Genomic DNA, 16,012 nt, shown 5'->3' with positions numbered 1-16,012 from the left:
TAAGATTACTAAGAAAAGAGGGCTTTGTTTATGAAGTATCAACAAGCAACAGATTTTGAAAAACAGTTGATAAAACTGTACTACTGTCAGGGAATTGGTCTGCAAGGTTGTTGGAAGATCATTTGGCATTGGTTGGAAACAAAAGAGATGAATTGTTCGCTGGAAGAGATGATTGCCATCGGGGTCCTTCCACAGCACCGTGCGGTTTTTCGGCGATCATGGGAGCGATTGACAGACGAACACATCGCACAAAAGATGGGCGCACAAAACTACCTCACTTGTATATTAGAGTTAGGGTTTTAACCTTCCGGTTTTGATTGGATAACCCTATGAACCATCGTTATTTTAATTTGGTATTAACTCATTCATTTTGAGATAATATATTTATTGGATTGAGAGGCTATGCCGTTGCCTCCTTGAGTTTTGAAGCTCGTAATCGAAAGACTGGCACCTCTCTCTGATAAGTGGATTACGTATGAGTTAGATGTTGAAAGTTTTTGCTTTACTCCGTATCTCGTACAAGGTAGTGACGCTTTTCAGTTGAGCGGGTTTCAATCCAAAATATTTTTTTAGAAAGGTCAAATGTATGTACTTCTTAGGAATTGATATCGGCAAGCGAACTCACGTGGCTTCTTTAATGAGTGAAGAAGGTAAAGTGATCCTAAAAGGTTTTTCTTTCCCTAACACTACTGAAGGAGCTGATTCCCTGATTGAGCGGCTTTCAAAATATTCAGAGACTCCCGCTGACTTTATTGTCGGAATGGAAGCTACGGGTCATTATTGGCTCTCCATCTTTTCATACCTCCACGAATCAGACTTTTTGATTCACGTTGTGAATCCTCTTCAAACCGATGGCTGGCGCAAAGGAACAGAAATCAGAAAACGAAAAAATGATATTATTGATTCTGTTTTGATTGCTGACTTGATGCGTTATGGTTCCTTTGTAGAAACAGTATTGTCTGATGAAAATGTTTTTTCGTTAAAACAACTTTCACGTTACCGAACCTATTTAGTAGGTACCGCAAGCGACTTCAAACGAAAAATCATAGCTGTACTAGATCAAGTGTTTCCTGAATATGCATCAATTTTTTCTAAACAAGGTATTTTCGGAAAAGCGTCTAAAGAGTTATTGCTTGAGTTTAGTTCTCCTATAGAGCTAGAAGAAATTTCGGCAGAAACGTTGGCTCAATACTTAGCTGAGTTAAGCAGGAACCGAATAAAGCCAGAGAAAGCAGATCAATTGAAGCAAGCAGCTTCTAACTCCTTTGGAGTGAAATTTGCTCAAGAAGCTTTTACATTTCAATTACGCTCCATGATTGAACAATTGAAATTCATCGAAAGCCAAGTAAAAGAAACTGAAAAAGAAATTAAGCGCATAATGAGTAATTTAGACTCTGTTATTCTCACAATCCCTGGAATCGGCCCTATAAATGGCGCGACAATTCTTGGTGAAATTGGAGACATTCGCAAATTTTCTAATCCGAAAAAACTGGTTGCTTATGCTGGCATAGACGCGTCTGTGTCCCAATCTGGGCAATACGAAGCAACACATAATGTTATGAGCAAGCGTGGATCTCCATACTTACGAAAAGCCTTGTTTTCAGCTGCTCTAGTTGCTTCTCAATGTGATCCTGTTTTTCGCGCGTTTTATCAGAAAAAAATTTCTGAGGGAAAGCATCATCTGACGGCCTTAGGTGCTGTTTCTCGTAAGCTTTGTTATGTGATTCATGCTATTTTAACTAAAAATGAACCTTATAAGATTGTTTCCGATTAGCTATTGAACAATCAAAAAAATCTAATAGTGAAAGGTCTATTTGTTGTACTCATTTTTTGGACTTAACTGTTATAAAATATTTTTTTGATTTAGCTAATTTTCACTTGACTCTATATAGTTAGTCTTTCTTCTCGGCGGAGTATCCGATGCTTTTACGACAAATCGCGGACCCGCCATTGATGCTTTTTTATGAAGGGAATCTGCAATTGCTACAAACGACCATGATTGGCTTTGTTGGTGCAAGAACGGCGTCCTTATACGCACGAAAAGTTTGCGAAAAGCTGATTCCACCTCTAGTGACGGAAAATTATACCATCGTTAGCGGATTGGCCAATGGTGTCGACAGCTTTGCCCATGAATCAGCCATCAGAAATCGTGGACAAACCATTGCTGTGATTGCTTCTGGGATGGACCATTGTTATCCGTCATCTTCCTACCGTTTGTTCCAGCAGATCCGTCAAGAACATCTGGTGCTAAGCGAATATCCGCACGATACCAAACCGCAAAGATACCACTTTCCGCTGCGCAATCGCATTATTGCGGGGATCTCAAAAGGGGTCTGCGTAATTGAAGCCAAGGAAAGAAGCGGTTCTTTGATTACGGCACAGTTAGCGATGGAAAATGGACGAGAAGTTTTTGCAGTGCCTGGTGAAATGATTTCGGATCAGTCAAAAGGTTGTCACCGCTTGATTCAAGATGGTGCAAAATGTACGATTAGCGTGTCGGATATTTTACAAGAGTTAGCCTTTTTTTGATTTTTCCAATCAACCTTCCTTGACAAACCTTTTCTTGAAAGCTATGATAAGCTACGATTTGTATGTTTCATCTGCATACGATAGGTTCACTGATTGATAGAATATAATAGTAGGAAAAATTCAGGAAGGAGCCATTCTTTATATGGCATATAAATATTTAGTAATCGTGGAATCGCCCGCAAAGGCGAAAACCATTGAAAAATACCTTGGACGAAATTACAAAGTCGTCGCAAGTGTCGGTCATATTCGTGATCTCCCTAAAAGTAAGATGGGGATCGATGTCGAAAATGATTATGAGCCTCATTACATTTCGATCCGTGGAAAAGGTGACGTGATCAAAAGTCTCCGTTCTGCTGCGAAAAAAGCTGAAAAAGTCTACCTCGCAAGTGACCCGGATAGAGAAGGAGAAGCTATTGCTTGGCATTTAGCTTTTCTACTTGGACTAGATTTAAAAGATAAAAATCGTGTCGTCTTTAATGAAATCACTAAAGATGCGGTCAAAGCAGCCTTCAAAGAGCCAAGAACGATCGATGTGGATCTCGTCGATGCTCAACAAGCACGGCGGATCTTAGACCGTTTAGTCGGGTATTCATTGAGTCCGATCCTTTGGCGCAAAGTCAAAAAAGGGTTAAGTGCTGGACGTGTTCAATCGGTGGCGCTTAAGATCATTATTGATCGTGAAAAAGAGATCCGTGATTTTGTTCCTGAAGAATATTGGAGCATTGATGGAAACTTTAAAAAAGCCACGAAGAAATTCAAAGCCAATTTTTGGGGCTTAGATGGCAAAAAGAAAAAATTACCGAATGCTGAAAGTATTAAAGAAGTCACCGATCGCCTTTCTGGTAAAGACTTTCAAGTGACAAAGGTTGAAAAGAAAGAACGCAAACGGAATCCATCTGCACCATTTACCACCAGTAGTTTGCAACAAGAAGCAGCCCGCAAACTGAATTTTCGAACACGGAAAACCATGATGGTCGCACAGCAGCTCTATGAAGGGATCGCCCTTGGCAAACAAGGGACTGTCGGTTTGATTACCTATATGCGTACCGACTCGACGCGAATCGCTGACACAGCCAAAGGGGAAGCAGCCGAATTTATCGAAAACACCTATGGTTCAGAGTTCTCCGCTCACGGTGGCAAAAAACGCGCCAATGCACAAGGGGCGCAGGATGCCCATGAAGCAGTAAGACCGACCAGTGTTTTGCGTACGCCAGAAGCCATGGAGAAATTCTTAGACAAAGACCAATTAAAATTGTATCGCTTGATCTGGTCTCGCTTTGTGGCTAGTCAAATGACGCCTGCCATTTTGGATACGATGAAAGTTACTTTGGATCAAAATGGTGTCATCTTTATTGCTAATGGTTCAAAGATCAAATTCAAAGGATTTATGCAGGTCTATGTGGAAGGACGCGATGATGGCAAAGAAGACAAAGAGAACATCTTGCCAGAGTTAGTCGAAGGAGATGTCGTTCAATCCGTATCGATCGAACCGAAACAGCATTTCACCCAACCACCTGCTCGTTACAGCGAAGCAACGTTGATCAAAACCCTTGAGGAAAACGGTGTGGGTCGTCCTTCAACCTATGCACCGACGTTAGAAACCATTCAGCGGCGTTATTATGTGAAATTGACGCAAAAACGTTTTGAGCCAACTGAACTTGGTGAGATCGTCAATTCGTTGATCGAGGAATTCTTCCCGCAAATTGTTGATATGCATTTTACTGCTGAAATGGAAAATAGCTTGGATAGCATTGAAGCTGGGAAAGAAGAATGGGTCAAAGTTGTCGATCAGTTTTATCGCCCATTTGAAAAAGAATTGACGACTGCAGAAGAAAGTATCGAAAAAATTCAAATCAAAGATGAACCCGCAGGCTTTGATTGCGATCTTTGTGGTCATCCGATGGTGATCAAATTAGGCCGCTACGGAAAGTTTTATGCTTGCAGTAATTTCCCAGATTGCCGCAACACAAAACCAATCGTGAAAGAAATCGGCGTTGAGTGCCCGGTCTGTCATCAAGGGCAAGTCGTTGAACGCAAATCGAAGAAAAACCGGTTGTTTTATGGTTGTACCCGCTACCCTGAATGTGACTTTACTTCTTGGGACAAACCAGTGGGGCGTAATTGTCCGAAGTGTGATAATTATTTAGTCGAAAAGAAAGTCAAAGGTGGGAAACAAGTCGTTTGTATCAAAGGCGACTATGAAGAAAATGTGCAAAAATAACTAGCAGGATATCCTGTTAAAAAAGAATCGGCGTATTCTCTTGAACGGTCAGCCTCATTATTGGCTGACAAAAGAAAGCGCCGGTCCTTTTGATTAATACAAGCTGTTTCTTATGAAAAGAGACGAGCTTTTGAAATAAAAGGAGAGCACTATGAAAGAAATCAATGTTATTGGTGCCGGTTTAGCCGGAAGCGAGGCTGCGTGGCAAGCAGCGCAAGCAGGTGTCGCAGTAAATCTTTATGAAATGCGTCCTAAGAAGTCGACAGAAGCCCATCACACAAATAATTTTGCCGAGCTTGTTTGTACCAATTCACTACGAGGCAACAATTTAACGAATGCGGTCGGTGTCTTGAAAGAAGAAATGCGTCGCTTGGATTCAGTGATTATCACTTCTGCAGACAAAACAGCGGTTCCAGCAGGTGGTGCCTTAGCTGTGGATCGCGATGATTTTTCAGAGTTGGTCACCAAACGTGTCAAGGAGCATCCTTTAGTTACAGTCATCGAAGAGGAGATCACTGAAATTCCAGAAGGCATCACTGTGATCGCAACAGGTCCATTGACTTCTGAACCGCTCTCAAAAGCGATCCAAGCGTTTAACGGATCTGAAGGATTTTATTTCTATGATGCCGCAGCTCCAATCGTTGACAAATCAACCATCAATATGGATAAAGTTTATTTGAAATCTCGTTACGATAAAGGTGAAGCAGCCTATCTGAACTGTCCGATGAATGAAGAGGAGTTTTATGCGTTTCGTGAGGCCTTGGTCAATGCAGAGGTGGCTCCTTTGAAAGAATTCGAAAAAGAAAAATTCTTTGAAGGGTGTATGCCGATCGAAGTCATGGCTGGTCGTGGTCCGAAAACCATGTTGTTTGGTCCGATGAAACCAGTTGGGTTAGAAGATCCGAAAACTGGCAAGCGTCCTTACGCAGTGATTCAGCTGCGTCAAGACAATGCGGCGGCTTCTCTTTACAACATCGTTGGCTTTCAAACACATTTGAAATGGGGCGAACAAAAACGGGTATTCCGGATGATCCCTGGCTTGGAAGAGGCTGAATTTGTGCGCTATGGCGTGATGCATCGGAATAGTTTTATGAATTCACCTGAGCTTTTGCAACAAACCTATCAATCGAAAAAACGTGAGGACCTCTTTTTTGCTGGACAAATGACAGGGGTCGAAGGGTATGTGGAAAGTGCAGCCAGCGGGTTGATGGCTGGCATCAACGCTGCCAAACTTGCAAAAGGCGAAGCACCGATCATTATGCCACAAGAAACGACGATTGGTAGTATGGCGTATTATATCACCCATGCTGAAGGCAAACACTTCCAACCAATGAATGCAAACTTTGGGTTGTTGCCAGAACTTCCAGAGCGAATCAGAGACAAGAAATCCCGTTATGAAGCATTGGCAAATCGAGCGTTAGCTGCTTTAGAAAAAGCCAAGGAACAATTATAAGCACGATGATCGAAAACTTTCTTACTGATAATTGGTGAGAGAGTTTTTTTTTAATTTGTCTTGAAACTTTAATCAAGGTGACTTATGATAGACAGTAACAATGACAGAAGGTGGTGAAGATGGTGATCGGAGAATGGATTCATTTGATTCAAAACTATTTACAGCGTTTTCCTACAGTGATCCAATTTTTAGGTTTGCTGATCCTCTTGGTCGGGGGCATTTTCGTTGTCTTTGTTGCATTTAGTTTGCTGTTGGGCCCCTTTATGTGGCTCTACAATCGCATCACAGACAAAAACCGCAGCAATGTCATTAGCCGCAATGATTTTGTGATCGGCGAACTGACGGAAAAGATTGTCGGAGACACAATCGGCGAAGTCATGGAAATAGGGAGTCAAGGTGCACGTTCTGTTTATCCTGCTCGTTTTTTTCGGGAAGAAGATCGTGAAAACAATGTTCGATTGCCAGTCGGCACCAAAGTCATCATTGTCGATTTTGATAAAAAAGGGATCGCGTTGGTGGTTGAAAGTAAAAATTTTATAGAATAGGAAGTGTTAGGTTATGGTGGATACAGGATCAGCAGTCGATTTTTTAAGTAATCCGATCTTATGGGGCGTCGTCCTCGTTGTTTTATTGATCGCCTTTTTGATGATACGCTACCGAATCGGAAAACCCGATGAAGCGTTGATCGTCACGGGGTCGTTTTTAGGAAAAGAAGGCATCAAGATTTTAAAAAACAGTGGGACGTTTGTGATTCCTATTGTTCAAAAGGCACATAAATTAAGTTTACTGACCCACAAGTTAGAGATTGGGACACCAGAAGTTTATACAGAACAAGGCGTACCGATCAAAGCCAGTGCCACGGTGTTAGTGAAAGTCGGCAACAGTACCGAGTCGATCAAGACAGCCGCTGAACAATACTTGGGTAAATCCACTGGTGAACTGGAAGATGAAGCGCAAGAAGTCTTAGAAGGTCACTTACGGGCAATTCTAGGAACGATGACGGTGGAAGCCATCTACAAAAATCGCGATGATTTTGCGGAACAAGTACAAGAAGTTGCCTCTACGGATTTGAAAAAAATGGGGCTGGAGATCGTATCATTTACGATCAAAGACGTTAGCGACAGCAATGGTTACCTGGATGCTTTAGGGCGTCCCCAGATTGCTGAAGTGAAGAAGAACGCTGAAGTAGCAGAATCCAATGCCTTAAGAGAAACGCGGATCAAGCAAGCTGAGAATGAGCAATTGGCACAGCATGAAGAGATCCGTCGCCAAACAGAAATCGCGGAAGCGACAAAAGATATGGCGTTGAAACAAGCGCAGTACAAACAAGAACGTGAAGTTGCGGATGCGAAAGCGGAGCAAATCGCGGTCGGTGAACAAATGAAAGTGCAATTGATCGAGCAAGAAAAAAATATTGAGATTCAAGAGAAACAAGCGGAATTGACAGAAAAAGAATTGAATGCAACTGTCCGTAAAAAAGCCGAAGCAGATAAATATGTCGTTGAACAAAACGCATTAGCAGACAAAGCCCGTGAAATCGCCCGAGCACAAGCCGAAGCGGAAAAAGTCAAATTGGCTGCACAAGCGGAAGCGGAACGAATTGAAAAATTAGGTAGTGCCGATGCGGAACGAATCGCAAAAGTCGGTCAAGCCGAAGCGGAAAGCCGTGAAAAGATGGCGATTGCTTTGACCAAACTGAACGAAGCTGGTATTTTGATGGAGTTCATCAAAGTGCTGCCTGAAATCGCAAAAGAAGTCAATGCGCCCCTTAGCAATATCGATAAAGTGGTCAGCTTTGGCGGCAACGATGGGCTTCAATCAATGGGGGAAGCTGGTTTAGCGCGAACCTTTGATACGATCAAAGAAACCACCGGATTAGACTTAGTGGCGTTGATCAATGACACGATGTCCACAAAACAAGGAAACAAAGAGCTAGTTCAAGCTGTTTCAAAAAGCAATGGTTCGCCTCAGCCAACAACTGGTCCAATCGAATAAAAGCAAATAAGTGGAAACGTATCAGTCCCTCTCTATTTTGAGAAAGGGATTGGTACGTTTTTATGGCTCTTTTGAGTGATCTTTCTGAAGAATGATAAGAATCTTACGAAGATTCTTAGAAAGTTTTCACAATTATGTCTAAACTTTGAAATATTGATTAAATTCTGACAATTCATTTGTTTTTTTTTGTGGTCTATGCTAAAGTTATTTCGAATCATGAAAAGGGGGGTTACTTTGCAAACGGATCAATTACAAGAAGAGTTTTTTCGTTATCTTATTGTTGAAAGAGGGTATTCGGAAAAGACAAAAAAAGCGTATCAAGAAGATATGAGCGATTTTTTTCACTTCTTGAAAGAGTCTGGCAATGAAGACCCGTTAGCGGTGGAGTATCGTGATGTTCGTGTCTATTTGAGCTATTTGACGGAACGAGGGTATAGCCGTAATTCCATCAGTCGGAAAATGGCTAGCTTGCGTTCATTCTACCAATTTCTAACCAAGCATGAGATCGTCAAAGAGAATCCCTTCGCCTACATTCATTTAAAAAAGAAAAACGCTAAATTGCCGCGTTTTTTTTATGAAAAGGAAATGGATGCTCTTTTTCAAAGTGTCGCTGGTGATGAGCCATTACAACAGCGCAATCAAGCATTGTTAGAAGTCCTTTACGGTTCAGGTCTGCGGGTCAGCGAGTGTAGCAGTCTGACGCTGGGCGCGATCGATTGGGAAAGCGGCGTTTTGCTGATCCACGGAAAAGGCAACAAAGATCGCTATGTTCCTTTCGGCAGTTACGCACAAGCGGCAGTCAAGCGCTATCTTACCTCAGGACGCAAGCAGCTGATGGCAAAGCAGAACAAGGAACACGAGGTTCTCTTCGTGAATCATCTTGGTGATGGGATCACTGCAACTGGGATCGAGTATGTATTGAATCAAATCATCCGAAAAAGCAGTTTAGACAGTAAAATCCATCCTCATATGCTGCGGCATACGTTTGCGACCCATCTATTAAACAACGGCGCCGATATGCGGACCGTTCAAGAATTGTTGGGGCATGCCAATCTATCGACGACACAGATTTATGCGCATGTCACCAAAGACAGTTTACAAAAAAATTATCGCCAATTTCATCCACGTGCGTAAAATTGGTACAGGAGGAACGTAAATGAAGTCAGAATTTCATTCAACCACCATCTGTGCGGTTGAAAAAGATGGCAAGTTTGCCATGGCCGGTGACGGACAAGTAACGATGGGAGAACAGGTCGTTATGAAAGGAACCGCTCGGAAAGTCCGTCGAATATACAACGGTGAAGTGATCGTTGGCTTTGCCGGTAGTGTGGCAGATGCCTTTACCTTGGAAGAAAAATTTGAAGGAAAACTAAATGAATACAACGGAAACTTGCAACGAGCTGCAGTAGAGTTGGCACAAGAATGGCGGACGCAGCAATCGATGCAAAAATTAGAGGCGATGCTGATCGTCATGAATGACAAGGAGATGCTCTTAGTCTCTGGGACAGGTGAGGTCATTTCGCCAGATGAAGGGATTTTAGCTATCGGTTCAGGTGGAAACTATGCCTTGGCGGCAGCCCGTGCGATGAAACGTTATGGCGGTGAACTATCTGCCAAAGAAATCGCTGAAGGTGCCTTGAATATCGCAGCAGACATTTGTGTCTTTACAAATCACAATATCATTGTAGAAGAGTTTTAAAGAGGGATGACGATATGACAAATCAAAACAAATCACCACGAGAGATCGTGAAAGAATTAGATGAATACATCGTTGGACAAACCAATGCCAAAAAATCAGTGGCGGTTGCTTTAAGAAATCGTTACCGCCGTCTGCAATTAGATGAAAAAATGCAGCAAGATGTCACACCAAAAAATATTTTGATGATTGGACCAACGGGCGTTGGGAAAACGGAAATTGCGCGACGGCTAGCGAAAATCGTTGATGCGCCTTTTGTTAAGCTAGAAGCAACGAAATTCACAGAAGTCGGTTATGTCGGTCGAGACGTAGAATCGATGGTTCGTGACCTTGTAGAAAACGCGATCCAAATCGTGAAAAAAGAACAATATAAAAACGTACGCATCCAAGCGGAGAAAAAAGCCAATCGTCGTTTAGTAAAAGTCTTAGTTCCTGGTATTAAAAAGGAACAGAAAAAGAACACCAATCCTTATGAACAAATGATGAATATGTTCAACGCCGCACAACAACCAGAAGAACCAAAAGAAGAATTGACAGATGAGATTCGCAGCAATCGCCAAGCGATTTTTGAACAATTAGAAAAAGGCCTTTTGGATAACCGAGAAGTGACGATCCAAGTCGATGAACCGAAAAATCAAGCGCCAATGATGAACAATGGCTTAGAACAAATGGGCATTGATTTGAATGAAACATTAGGTGCATTGAAACCGCAAAAGAAAATTGAACGCACAGTAACCGTGAAAGAAGCGCGGGAATTGTTGATTCAAGAAGAATCCTCCAAACTGGTCAACGACGCGGATATTCATAGCGAAGCATTACGTTTGGCGGAATCTAGCGGCATCATTTTTCTTGATGAAATCGACAAAGTTTCTTCGAAATCACAGCAATCAGGAGAAGTTTCTCGTGAAGGGGTGCAAAGAGATATCTTGCCGATCGTTGAAGGCTCACAAGTCAATACGAAATATGGAACGTTACAAACCGACCATATTCTCTTTATCGCTTCAGGCGCATTCCATCTATCAAAACCAAGCGATTTGATCCCTGAGTTGCAAGGGCGTTTCCCAATCCGCGTGGAGCTGGATGACTTGACGAAGGAAGACTTTGTTAAAATTTTAACGGAACCAAACAATGCCTTAGTCAAACAATACGTTGCCTTGTTAGGAACCGAGAATGTCAAAGTGGTCTTTACGATGGAAGCCATCGAAAAAATTGCCGAAATCGCGTATCAAGTGAATCGCGATACCGACAATATCGGAGCCCGTCGTTTGCATACGATCCTGGAGAAACTACTTGAAGATCTATTGTTTGAAGCATCTGAGATGCAAATGGGTGAAATCACGATCACAGAAGCGTATGTGGAAGAAAAACTTGCGTCAATCGCAAAAGATGAAGACTTAAGCCGGTATATTTTATAAAGGGAGCGGACCAATGAAAACATTATTAGAAAAGACAAGACAAATCAATGAATTATTGCAGCAAAAAAACACCTTTAATTTAGCTTCTGATTTGCCTTACGACAAAATGGCTGTCATTTTAGGAAACATCCTAGACAGCAATGCGTATATTATTAGCGTCGACGGCAGCGTGTTAGGTTTTGTTGAGAACCATGATGTCAATAATGAGCGCATCAAAAAAATGTTTGTCGAAAAACAGTTTCCTAAAAATTATACAGATTTAGTCGATCACCTGACTTCCACAGAAGCCAATGTGCCGATCAGTAACGATATGACGGCTTTTCCTGTGGAAGGCCGCGAGCTGTATCCCAACGGACTAACAACCATCGTACCAATCTACGGTGCAGGAGAACGCTTAGGGACGATCATTCTTTCCAGAATCGATAAGTCCTTTGATGATGATGATTTGGTATTAGCAGAATACAGTGCGACAGTTGTTGGTATGCAATTCTTGTACCAAAAATCCCGAAGTATCGAAGAAGATGTTCGCAGTACCACAGCTGTTCAAATGGCGATCAACACGCTTTCTTATAGTGAGCTAAAAGCTGTTCAAGCAATTTTTGAGGCATTAGAAGGAGACGAAGGTCGTTTGACCGCATCAAGTATCGCTGACCGTATCGGTATCACCCGTTCGGTGATCGTGAACGCTTTGCGTAAATTAGAGTCTGCCGGTATTATTGAATCCCGCTCTTTGGGGATGAAAGGCACCTACTTAAAAGTGCTTAACAGCCGCTTTAAAGAGGAATTGACGAAACATCAATATTAGGAGATGAGACCATGACAGTTACCATCACGGCCGGTCATCTGCAAGCAAAGATTGCAGAAAAAGGGGCTGAGCTGCAAAGCTTAGTCGATACGAGCAATGACCTTGAATATATTTGGCAAGCTGATCCAAACCACTGGGGAAAGCATGCACCGATCTTATTTCCGATCGTGGGTGCGTTAAAAGAGGACACCTATCAACATGAGGGCAAGAGTTATCATTTGCCTCGTCATGGATTTGCCAGAGACATGTTATTTACTGTCGTTGAACAACGCACAGATTACGCTTTGTTTTTACTAGAAAGTTCGACTGAAACCAAAGCAAAGTATCCGTTTGATTTTCAGCTGTATGTCAGTTATGAATTAGGCGGTGATGGTTTAGTCGTCAAATACCAAGTGAAGAATAGCGGTCAAAAAGAACTATTCTTCTCCATTGGTGGACACCCTGCATTCAACGTCCCACTTGAAAAAGGGCTGACTTTTGAAGACTATTATCTTTCTTTTTCTCCAAAGAAATCACGAGTGAAATTGCCGTTAAAAGGCAACTATATTGATTATGAGCAACGCACACTCGGTCAAACGAATACGGATCTACGCTTGACCCATGACATGTTTGCAAATGATGCGCTAGTTTATGAAACGAAAGGATTACATTCCTACTCGATTCGCAGTGAAAAATCGCCTCATAGTATCACGTTAAGCTACAATAATATGCCGTATGTCGGTTTTTGGTCCACATATCCAGTGAAATCGCCATTTCTATGTATTGAACCATGGTGCGGCATCGCAGATACGCTAGAAGCCTCCGGTGAGCTGTCAGAGAAGCTGGGGATTCAAGCACTTCCACCTGAAGAATTATTTGAAACAAAGTACTCCATCACAGTTAAATAAACGTATGAAAAAAGAAGCTGGGAAAAGCGCAATGACTTTTCTCAGCTTCTGCTTATTTGTTCGTTTGACCCTTATTCAGTCCAAAGGGTACCCGACTTTCGGTCCCATCTTTGATGCGGGTAATGTTTTCACGATGGCGAATAAAGATAAAAATCGTTACGCCGATCGCAATGAAGGTCAGCAGCCAATTTTGCTCAGGCAAGATCGCAGGAGCGATAAAAGGCAAGACGATCGTCGATAAGGTGATCAAACACGCCGCGATCATACTGGTCAGGCTCACCATACTTGTCACATAAAGACAGATAACGAAAATCAATGAAGAATAAATGAAAAAGAGCGGATTGTATCCTAAGAGCATCCCAGCACTTGTCGCCACTGCTTTGCCGCCTTTAAATTTGGCAAAGATCGGGAAGGTGTGACCTAAGATCGCACAGACCCCAAACCAGAGCGGATTGACAGTATGGAGACCAAAGATGACTGGCAAGCTGGTCGCCAAAGTTCCTTTTAAGATATCCATCAATAAAACAACGATGCCGGCTTTTTTTCCTAAGACGCGAAATGTATTGGTCGTTCCCGTATTGCCGCTGCCGAATTGGCGAATATCTTTTTTGAAAAACAGTTGGCCAATCCAAACACCAGAGGGGATCGAACCTAAAAGGTAAGCAACAATAAATAAAAGAATCGTATTCATAATAACCAACTTTCTTTGCAAGGCTAGGGCAATTTTAGCATGAAAACGCCTTTCCAACAATAAGAAAATCTTTCGCTGGTCAGACAAAGAATAAAAACAGCTTTTCTCAGAGCTGTGAAACACAAACAAGCCATTTTGCGACTCTAGCTTGTGCAAACAAAGGAAAAAGGATAAGATAGTTTAGAAAAATGTTCGCTTGAAAAAAGCGTATTTTGTGTTAAGATTTTTTTTGCAGTCCTTTCAGCATTAGAAAAGGACTGATCAAGATTAAAGGAGCGGTGGGTTTGGCAAAGAAAACCACAGAATATAATGATGCTTCCATTCAGGTCTTAGAGGGTCTGGAAGCAGTAAGAAAACGGCCAGGAATGTATATCGGCTCGACCGATAGCCGCGGCTTGCACCACTTAGTGTATGAAATCGTCGATAATGCGGTTGATGAGGCACTCTCAGGATACGGCAATGAAATCGATGTTACGATCCATAAAGACAATAGTATCAGTGTTCGAGACAATGGTCGGGGAATGCCGGTCGGGACACATGCATCTGGAATCCCAACTGTTGAAGTGATCTTCACCGTGTTACATGCTGGCGGAAAGTTTGGCCAAGGCGGCTACAAAACTTCTGGCGGCCTTCATGGGGTTGGTGCCAGTGTTGTAAATGCCTTATCCAGCTGGCTAGAAGTGGTCATCGTTCGAGACGGTATCGAATACAAACAGAGCTTCAAAGACGGCGGGAAACCAGCAGGTACTTTGAAAAAAATCGGCAAAACCCGTAAACCAACGGGAACAACCGTTACGTTCAAACCAGACGATACAATCTTTTCGGCAACCAAATTCTCCTATGAGATTCTCGCTGAACGTTTGAGAGAATCAGCGTTCTTGTTGAAAGGGGTCAAAATCTCCCTGACGGACGAACGTGGGGAAGAACCGATTCATGAAGTCTTTTTATATGAGGAAGGCATCAAAGAATTTGTTGATTATTTAAATGAAGAAAAAGATACCTTGACCCAAGTGGTTTATTTTTCTGGCACGAAAGAAGCCATCGAAGTAGAGCTTGCCTTTCAATACAATGATGGGTATTCAGAAAACGTCTTGTCCTTTGTCAACAATGTACGTACCAAAGATGGCGGTACCCATGAAGTTGGGATGAAGACGTCAATGACCAAAGCCTTCAATGAGTATGCCCGCAAGGTCAATTTGTTGAAGGAAAAAGATAAGAACCTTGAAGGCAGTGATTTCCGTGAAGGGTTAGCGGCAGTTCTGTCGATCCGCGTGCCAGAAAATCTTTTGCAATTTGAAGGACAGACCAAAGGGAAATTAGGGACACCCTTAGCAAGAAATGCGGTAGACAATGTGATTGGTGAGCAGCTAGGCTATTATCTACAAGAAAACAGTGAAATGAGTCAAATGCTGGTTCGTAAAGCGATCAAGGCAAGAGAGGCCCGTGAAGCTGCCAGAAAGGCGAGAGAAGAAAGCCGTACTGGAAAGAAACGCAAAAAAGGCGAGTCACTGCTTTCTGGTAAATTAACACCTGCGCAATCTCGTAATCCTAAGAAAAATGAATTGTATTTGGTGGAGGGGGATTCTGCGGGTGGTTCAGCAAAGCAAGGACGAGACCGCAAGTTCCAAGCCATCTTGCCATTGCGAGGCAAAGTCATCAATACTGAAAAAGCCAAGATGCAGGATATTTTGAAAAATGAAGAAATCAATACGATGATCTATACTATCGGTGCCGGTGTTGGCCCAGAGTTTTCAATTGAAGACTGCAACTATGATAAAGTGATCATCATGACCGATGCGGATACCGATGGGGCGCACATCCAAGTGCTGCTTTTAACCTTTTTCTACCGGTATATGAAACCTTTGATCGAAGCGGGGAAAGTATACATTGCTTTGCCGCCTCTGTACAAAGTGTCAAAAGGGTTAGGGAAAAAAGCAGTAGTCGAATACGCTTGGACCGATGATGAACTAAGCAAACTGACCCAAAAAATCGGCAAAGGCTATCTCCTACAGCGCTACAAAGGGTTAGGAGAAATGAATGCCGACCAATTGTGGGAAACGACCATGGACCCAGAAACGCGGACACTGATTCGGGTACGGATCGATGATGCTGCCCAAGCAGAACGTCGCGTCACCACTTTGATGGGGGACAAGGTAGAGCCTCGTCGGAAGTGGATCGAAAGTCATGTTCAATTTAGTTTAGAAGAAGATGGCAGTATTTTGGATAAAAAAGAAGATACGGTACCTGAATTAGTTGATGAAAAATTAATGGATACCGAACAAGCAGACAGCAAACAGTTAGTTAAGGAATAGGAGGTGGT

Annotated in this window: 13 protein-coding genes and 1 pseudogene; 13 read left to right on the top strand and 1 reads right to left on the bottom strand. The window is 42.5% G+C overall.

Annotation, left to right across the window (positions count from 1 at the left end; all coding sequences use genetic code 11):
- Positions 1 to 30 precede the first annotated feature (30 nt).
- From IGI71_RS10805 to IGI71_RS10750, 12 genes and pseudogenes are all read left to right on the top strand, one after another.
- Positions 31 to 303, top strand: coding sequence for a hypothetical protein (locus IGI71_RS10805; RefSeq protein ID WP_430615709.1), 273 nt, complete (start codon positions 31 to 33; stop codon positions 301 to 303).
- A 283-nt stretch (positions 304 to 586) separates the two neighbouring features.
- Positions 587 to 1,774 carry an IS110 family transposase gene (locus tag IGI71_RS10800; RefSeq protein ID WP_010748508.1) on the top strand — a complete coding sequence of 396 codons (1,188 nt, stop codon included), beginning with the start codon at positions 587 to 589 and terminating at the stop codon, positions 1,772 to 1,774.
- A 122-nt stretch (positions 1,775 to 1,896) separates the two neighbouring features.
- Positions 1,897 to 2,529 (top strand): annotated as a pseudogene (gene dprA, locus IGI71_RS10795) (DNA-processing protein DprA); the annotation flags it as partial.
- Positions 2,530 to 2,671: 142 nt separating this feature from the next.
- Positions 2,672 to 4,750 (top strand): type I DNA topoisomerase, encoded by a 2,079-nt coding sequence (gene topA, locus IGI71_RS10790; RefSeq protein WP_005229621.1) that lies wholly within the window; start codon positions 2,672 to 2,674, stop codon positions 4,748 to 4,750.
- Positions 4,751 to 4,901: 151 nt separating this feature from the next.
- Positions 4,902 to 6,203 (top strand): FADH(2)-oxidizing methylenetetrahydrofolate--tRNA-(uracil(54)-C(5))-methyltransferase TrmFO, encoded by a 1,302-nt coding sequence (gene trmFO / locus IGI71_RS10785; protein WP_005229622.1) that lies wholly within the window; start codon positions 4,902 to 4,904, stop codon positions 6,201 to 6,203.
- 119 nt (positions 6,204 to 6,322) lie between these two features.
- Positions 6,323 to 6,748 carry a hypothetical protein gene (locus IGI71_RS10780; RefSeq protein ID WP_231434823.1) on the top strand — a complete coding sequence of 142 codons (426 nt, stop codon included), beginning with the start codon at positions 6,323 to 6,325 and terminating at the stop codon, positions 6,746 to 6,748.
- A 13-nt stretch (positions 6,749 to 6,761) separates the two neighbouring features.
- Positions 6,762 to 8,198: a flotillin family protein gene (locus IGI71_RS10775; RefSeq protein ID WP_010749391.1), complete on the top strand. Its 1,437-nt coding sequence runs from the start codon at positions 6,762 to 6,764 to the stop codon at positions 8,196 to 8,198.
- 195 nt (positions 8,199 to 8,393) lie between these two features.
- The gene (gene xerC / locus IGI71_RS10770; RefSeq protein ID WP_081091721.1) at positions 8,394 to 9,332 is read left to right on the top strand and encodes a tyrosine recombinase XerC; all 939 of its coding nucleotides are present in this window, start codon (positions 8,394 to 8,396) and stop codon (positions 9,330 to 9,332) included.
- A gap of 22 nt (positions 9,333 to 9,354) precedes the next feature.
- Positions 9,355 to 9,897 carry an ATP-dependent protease subunit HslV gene (gene hslV / locus IGI71_RS10765; RefSeq protein ID WP_005229630.1) on the top strand — a complete coding sequence of 181 codons (543 nt, stop codon included), beginning with the start codon at positions 9,355 to 9,357 and terminating at the stop codon, positions 9,895 to 9,897.
- 14 nt (positions 9,898 to 9,911) lie between these two features.
- Complete coding sequence (gene hslU / locus IGI71_RS10760; RefSeq protein WP_010749393.1) at positions 9,912 to 11,309, top strand: ATP-dependent protease ATPase subunit HslU; 1,398 nt, start codon at positions 9,912 to 9,914, stop codon at positions 11,307 to 11,309.
- 13 nt (positions 11,310 to 11,322) lie between these two features.
- A complete protein-coding gene (gene codY, locus IGI71_RS10755; RefSeq protein ID WP_231434822.1) occupies positions 11,323 to 12,114 on the top strand; it encodes a GTP-sensing pleiotropic transcriptional regulator CodY in 792 nt (263 codons plus the stop codon).
- 11 nt (positions 12,115 to 12,125) lie between these two features.
- Positions 12,126 to 13,001, top strand: a complete 876-nt coding sequence (locus IGI71_RS10750; RefSeq protein WP_231434821.1) for an aldose 1-epimerase family protein — start codon at positions 12,126 to 12,128, stop codon at positions 12,999 to 13,001.
- 52 nt (positions 13,002 to 13,053) lie between these two features.
- Here the strand turns inward: IGI71_RS10750 and plsY are convergent, their stop codons facing one another.
- A complete protein-coding gene (gene plsY, locus IGI71_RS10745) occupies positions 13,054 to 13,692 on the bottom strand; it encodes a glycerol-3-phosphate 1-O-acyltransferase PlsY (RefSeq protein WP_015510003.1) in 639 nt (212 codons plus the stop codon).
- A gap of 284 nt (positions 13,693 to 13,976) precedes the next feature.
- Here plsY and parE point away from each other — a divergent pair, with 284 nt between their 5' ends.
- Positions 13,977 to 16,004, top strand: coding sequence for a DNA topoisomerase IV subunit B (parE, locus tag IGI71_RS10740; RefSeq protein WP_074535153.1), 2,028 nt, complete (start codon positions 13,977 to 13,979; stop codon positions 16,002 to 16,004).
- The last annotated feature ends 8 nt before the right edge of the window (positions 16,005 to 16,012 follow it).

It is taken from the genome of Enterococcus sp. DIV1279b, from assembly GCF_050531515.1.
GTDB lineage: Bacteria > Bacillota > Bacilli > Lactobacillales > Enterococcaceae > Enterococcus_D > Enterococcus_D casseliflavus.
This window is presented reverse-complemented; position numbering and strand designations above follow the sequence as displayed.

Coding starts and splice junctions, on each gene's coding strand:
- IGI71_RS10805 (WP_430615709.1), top strand. CDS start 31: ATGAAGTATCAACAAGCAACAGATTTTGAAAAACAGTTGATAAAACTG.
- IGI71_RS10800 (WP_010748508.1), top strand. CDS start 587: ATGTACTTCTTAGGAATTGATATCGGCAAGCGAACTCACGTGGCTTCT.
- topA (WP_005229621.1), top strand. CDS start 2,672: ATGGCATATAAATATTTAGTAATCGTGGAATCGCCCGCAAAGGCGAAA.
- trmFO (WP_005229622.1), top strand. CDS start 4,902: ATGAAAGAAATCAATGTTATTGGTGCCGGTTTAGCCGGAAGCGAGGCT.
- IGI71_RS10780 (WP_231434823.1), top strand. CDS start 6,323: ATGGTGATCGGAGAATGGATTCATTTGATTCAAAACTATTTACAGCGT.
- IGI71_RS10775 (WP_010749391.1), top strand. CDS start 6,762: ATGGTGGATACAGGATCAGCAGTCGATTTTTTAAGTAATCCGATCTTA.
- xerC (WP_081091721.1), top strand. CDS start 8,394: ATGCTAAAGTTATTTCGAATCATGAAAAGGGGGGTTACTTTGCAAACG.
- hslV (WP_005229630.1), top strand. CDS start 9,355: ATGAAGTCAGAATTTCATTCAACCACCATCTGTGCGGTTGAAAAAGAT.
- hslU (WP_010749393.1), top strand. CDS start 9,912: ATGACAAATCAAAACAAATCACCACGAGAGATCGTGAAAGAATTAGAT.
- codY (WP_231434822.1), top strand. CDS start 11,323: ATGAAAACATTATTAGAAAAGACAAGACAAATCAATGAATTATTGCAG.
- IGI71_RS10750 (WP_231434821.1), top strand. CDS start 12,126: ATGACAGTTACCATCACGGCCGGTCATCTGCAAGCAAAGATTGCAGAA.
- plsY (WP_015510003.1), bottom strand. CDS start 13,692: ATGAATACGATTCTTTTATTTATTGTTGCTTACCTTTTAGGTTCGATC.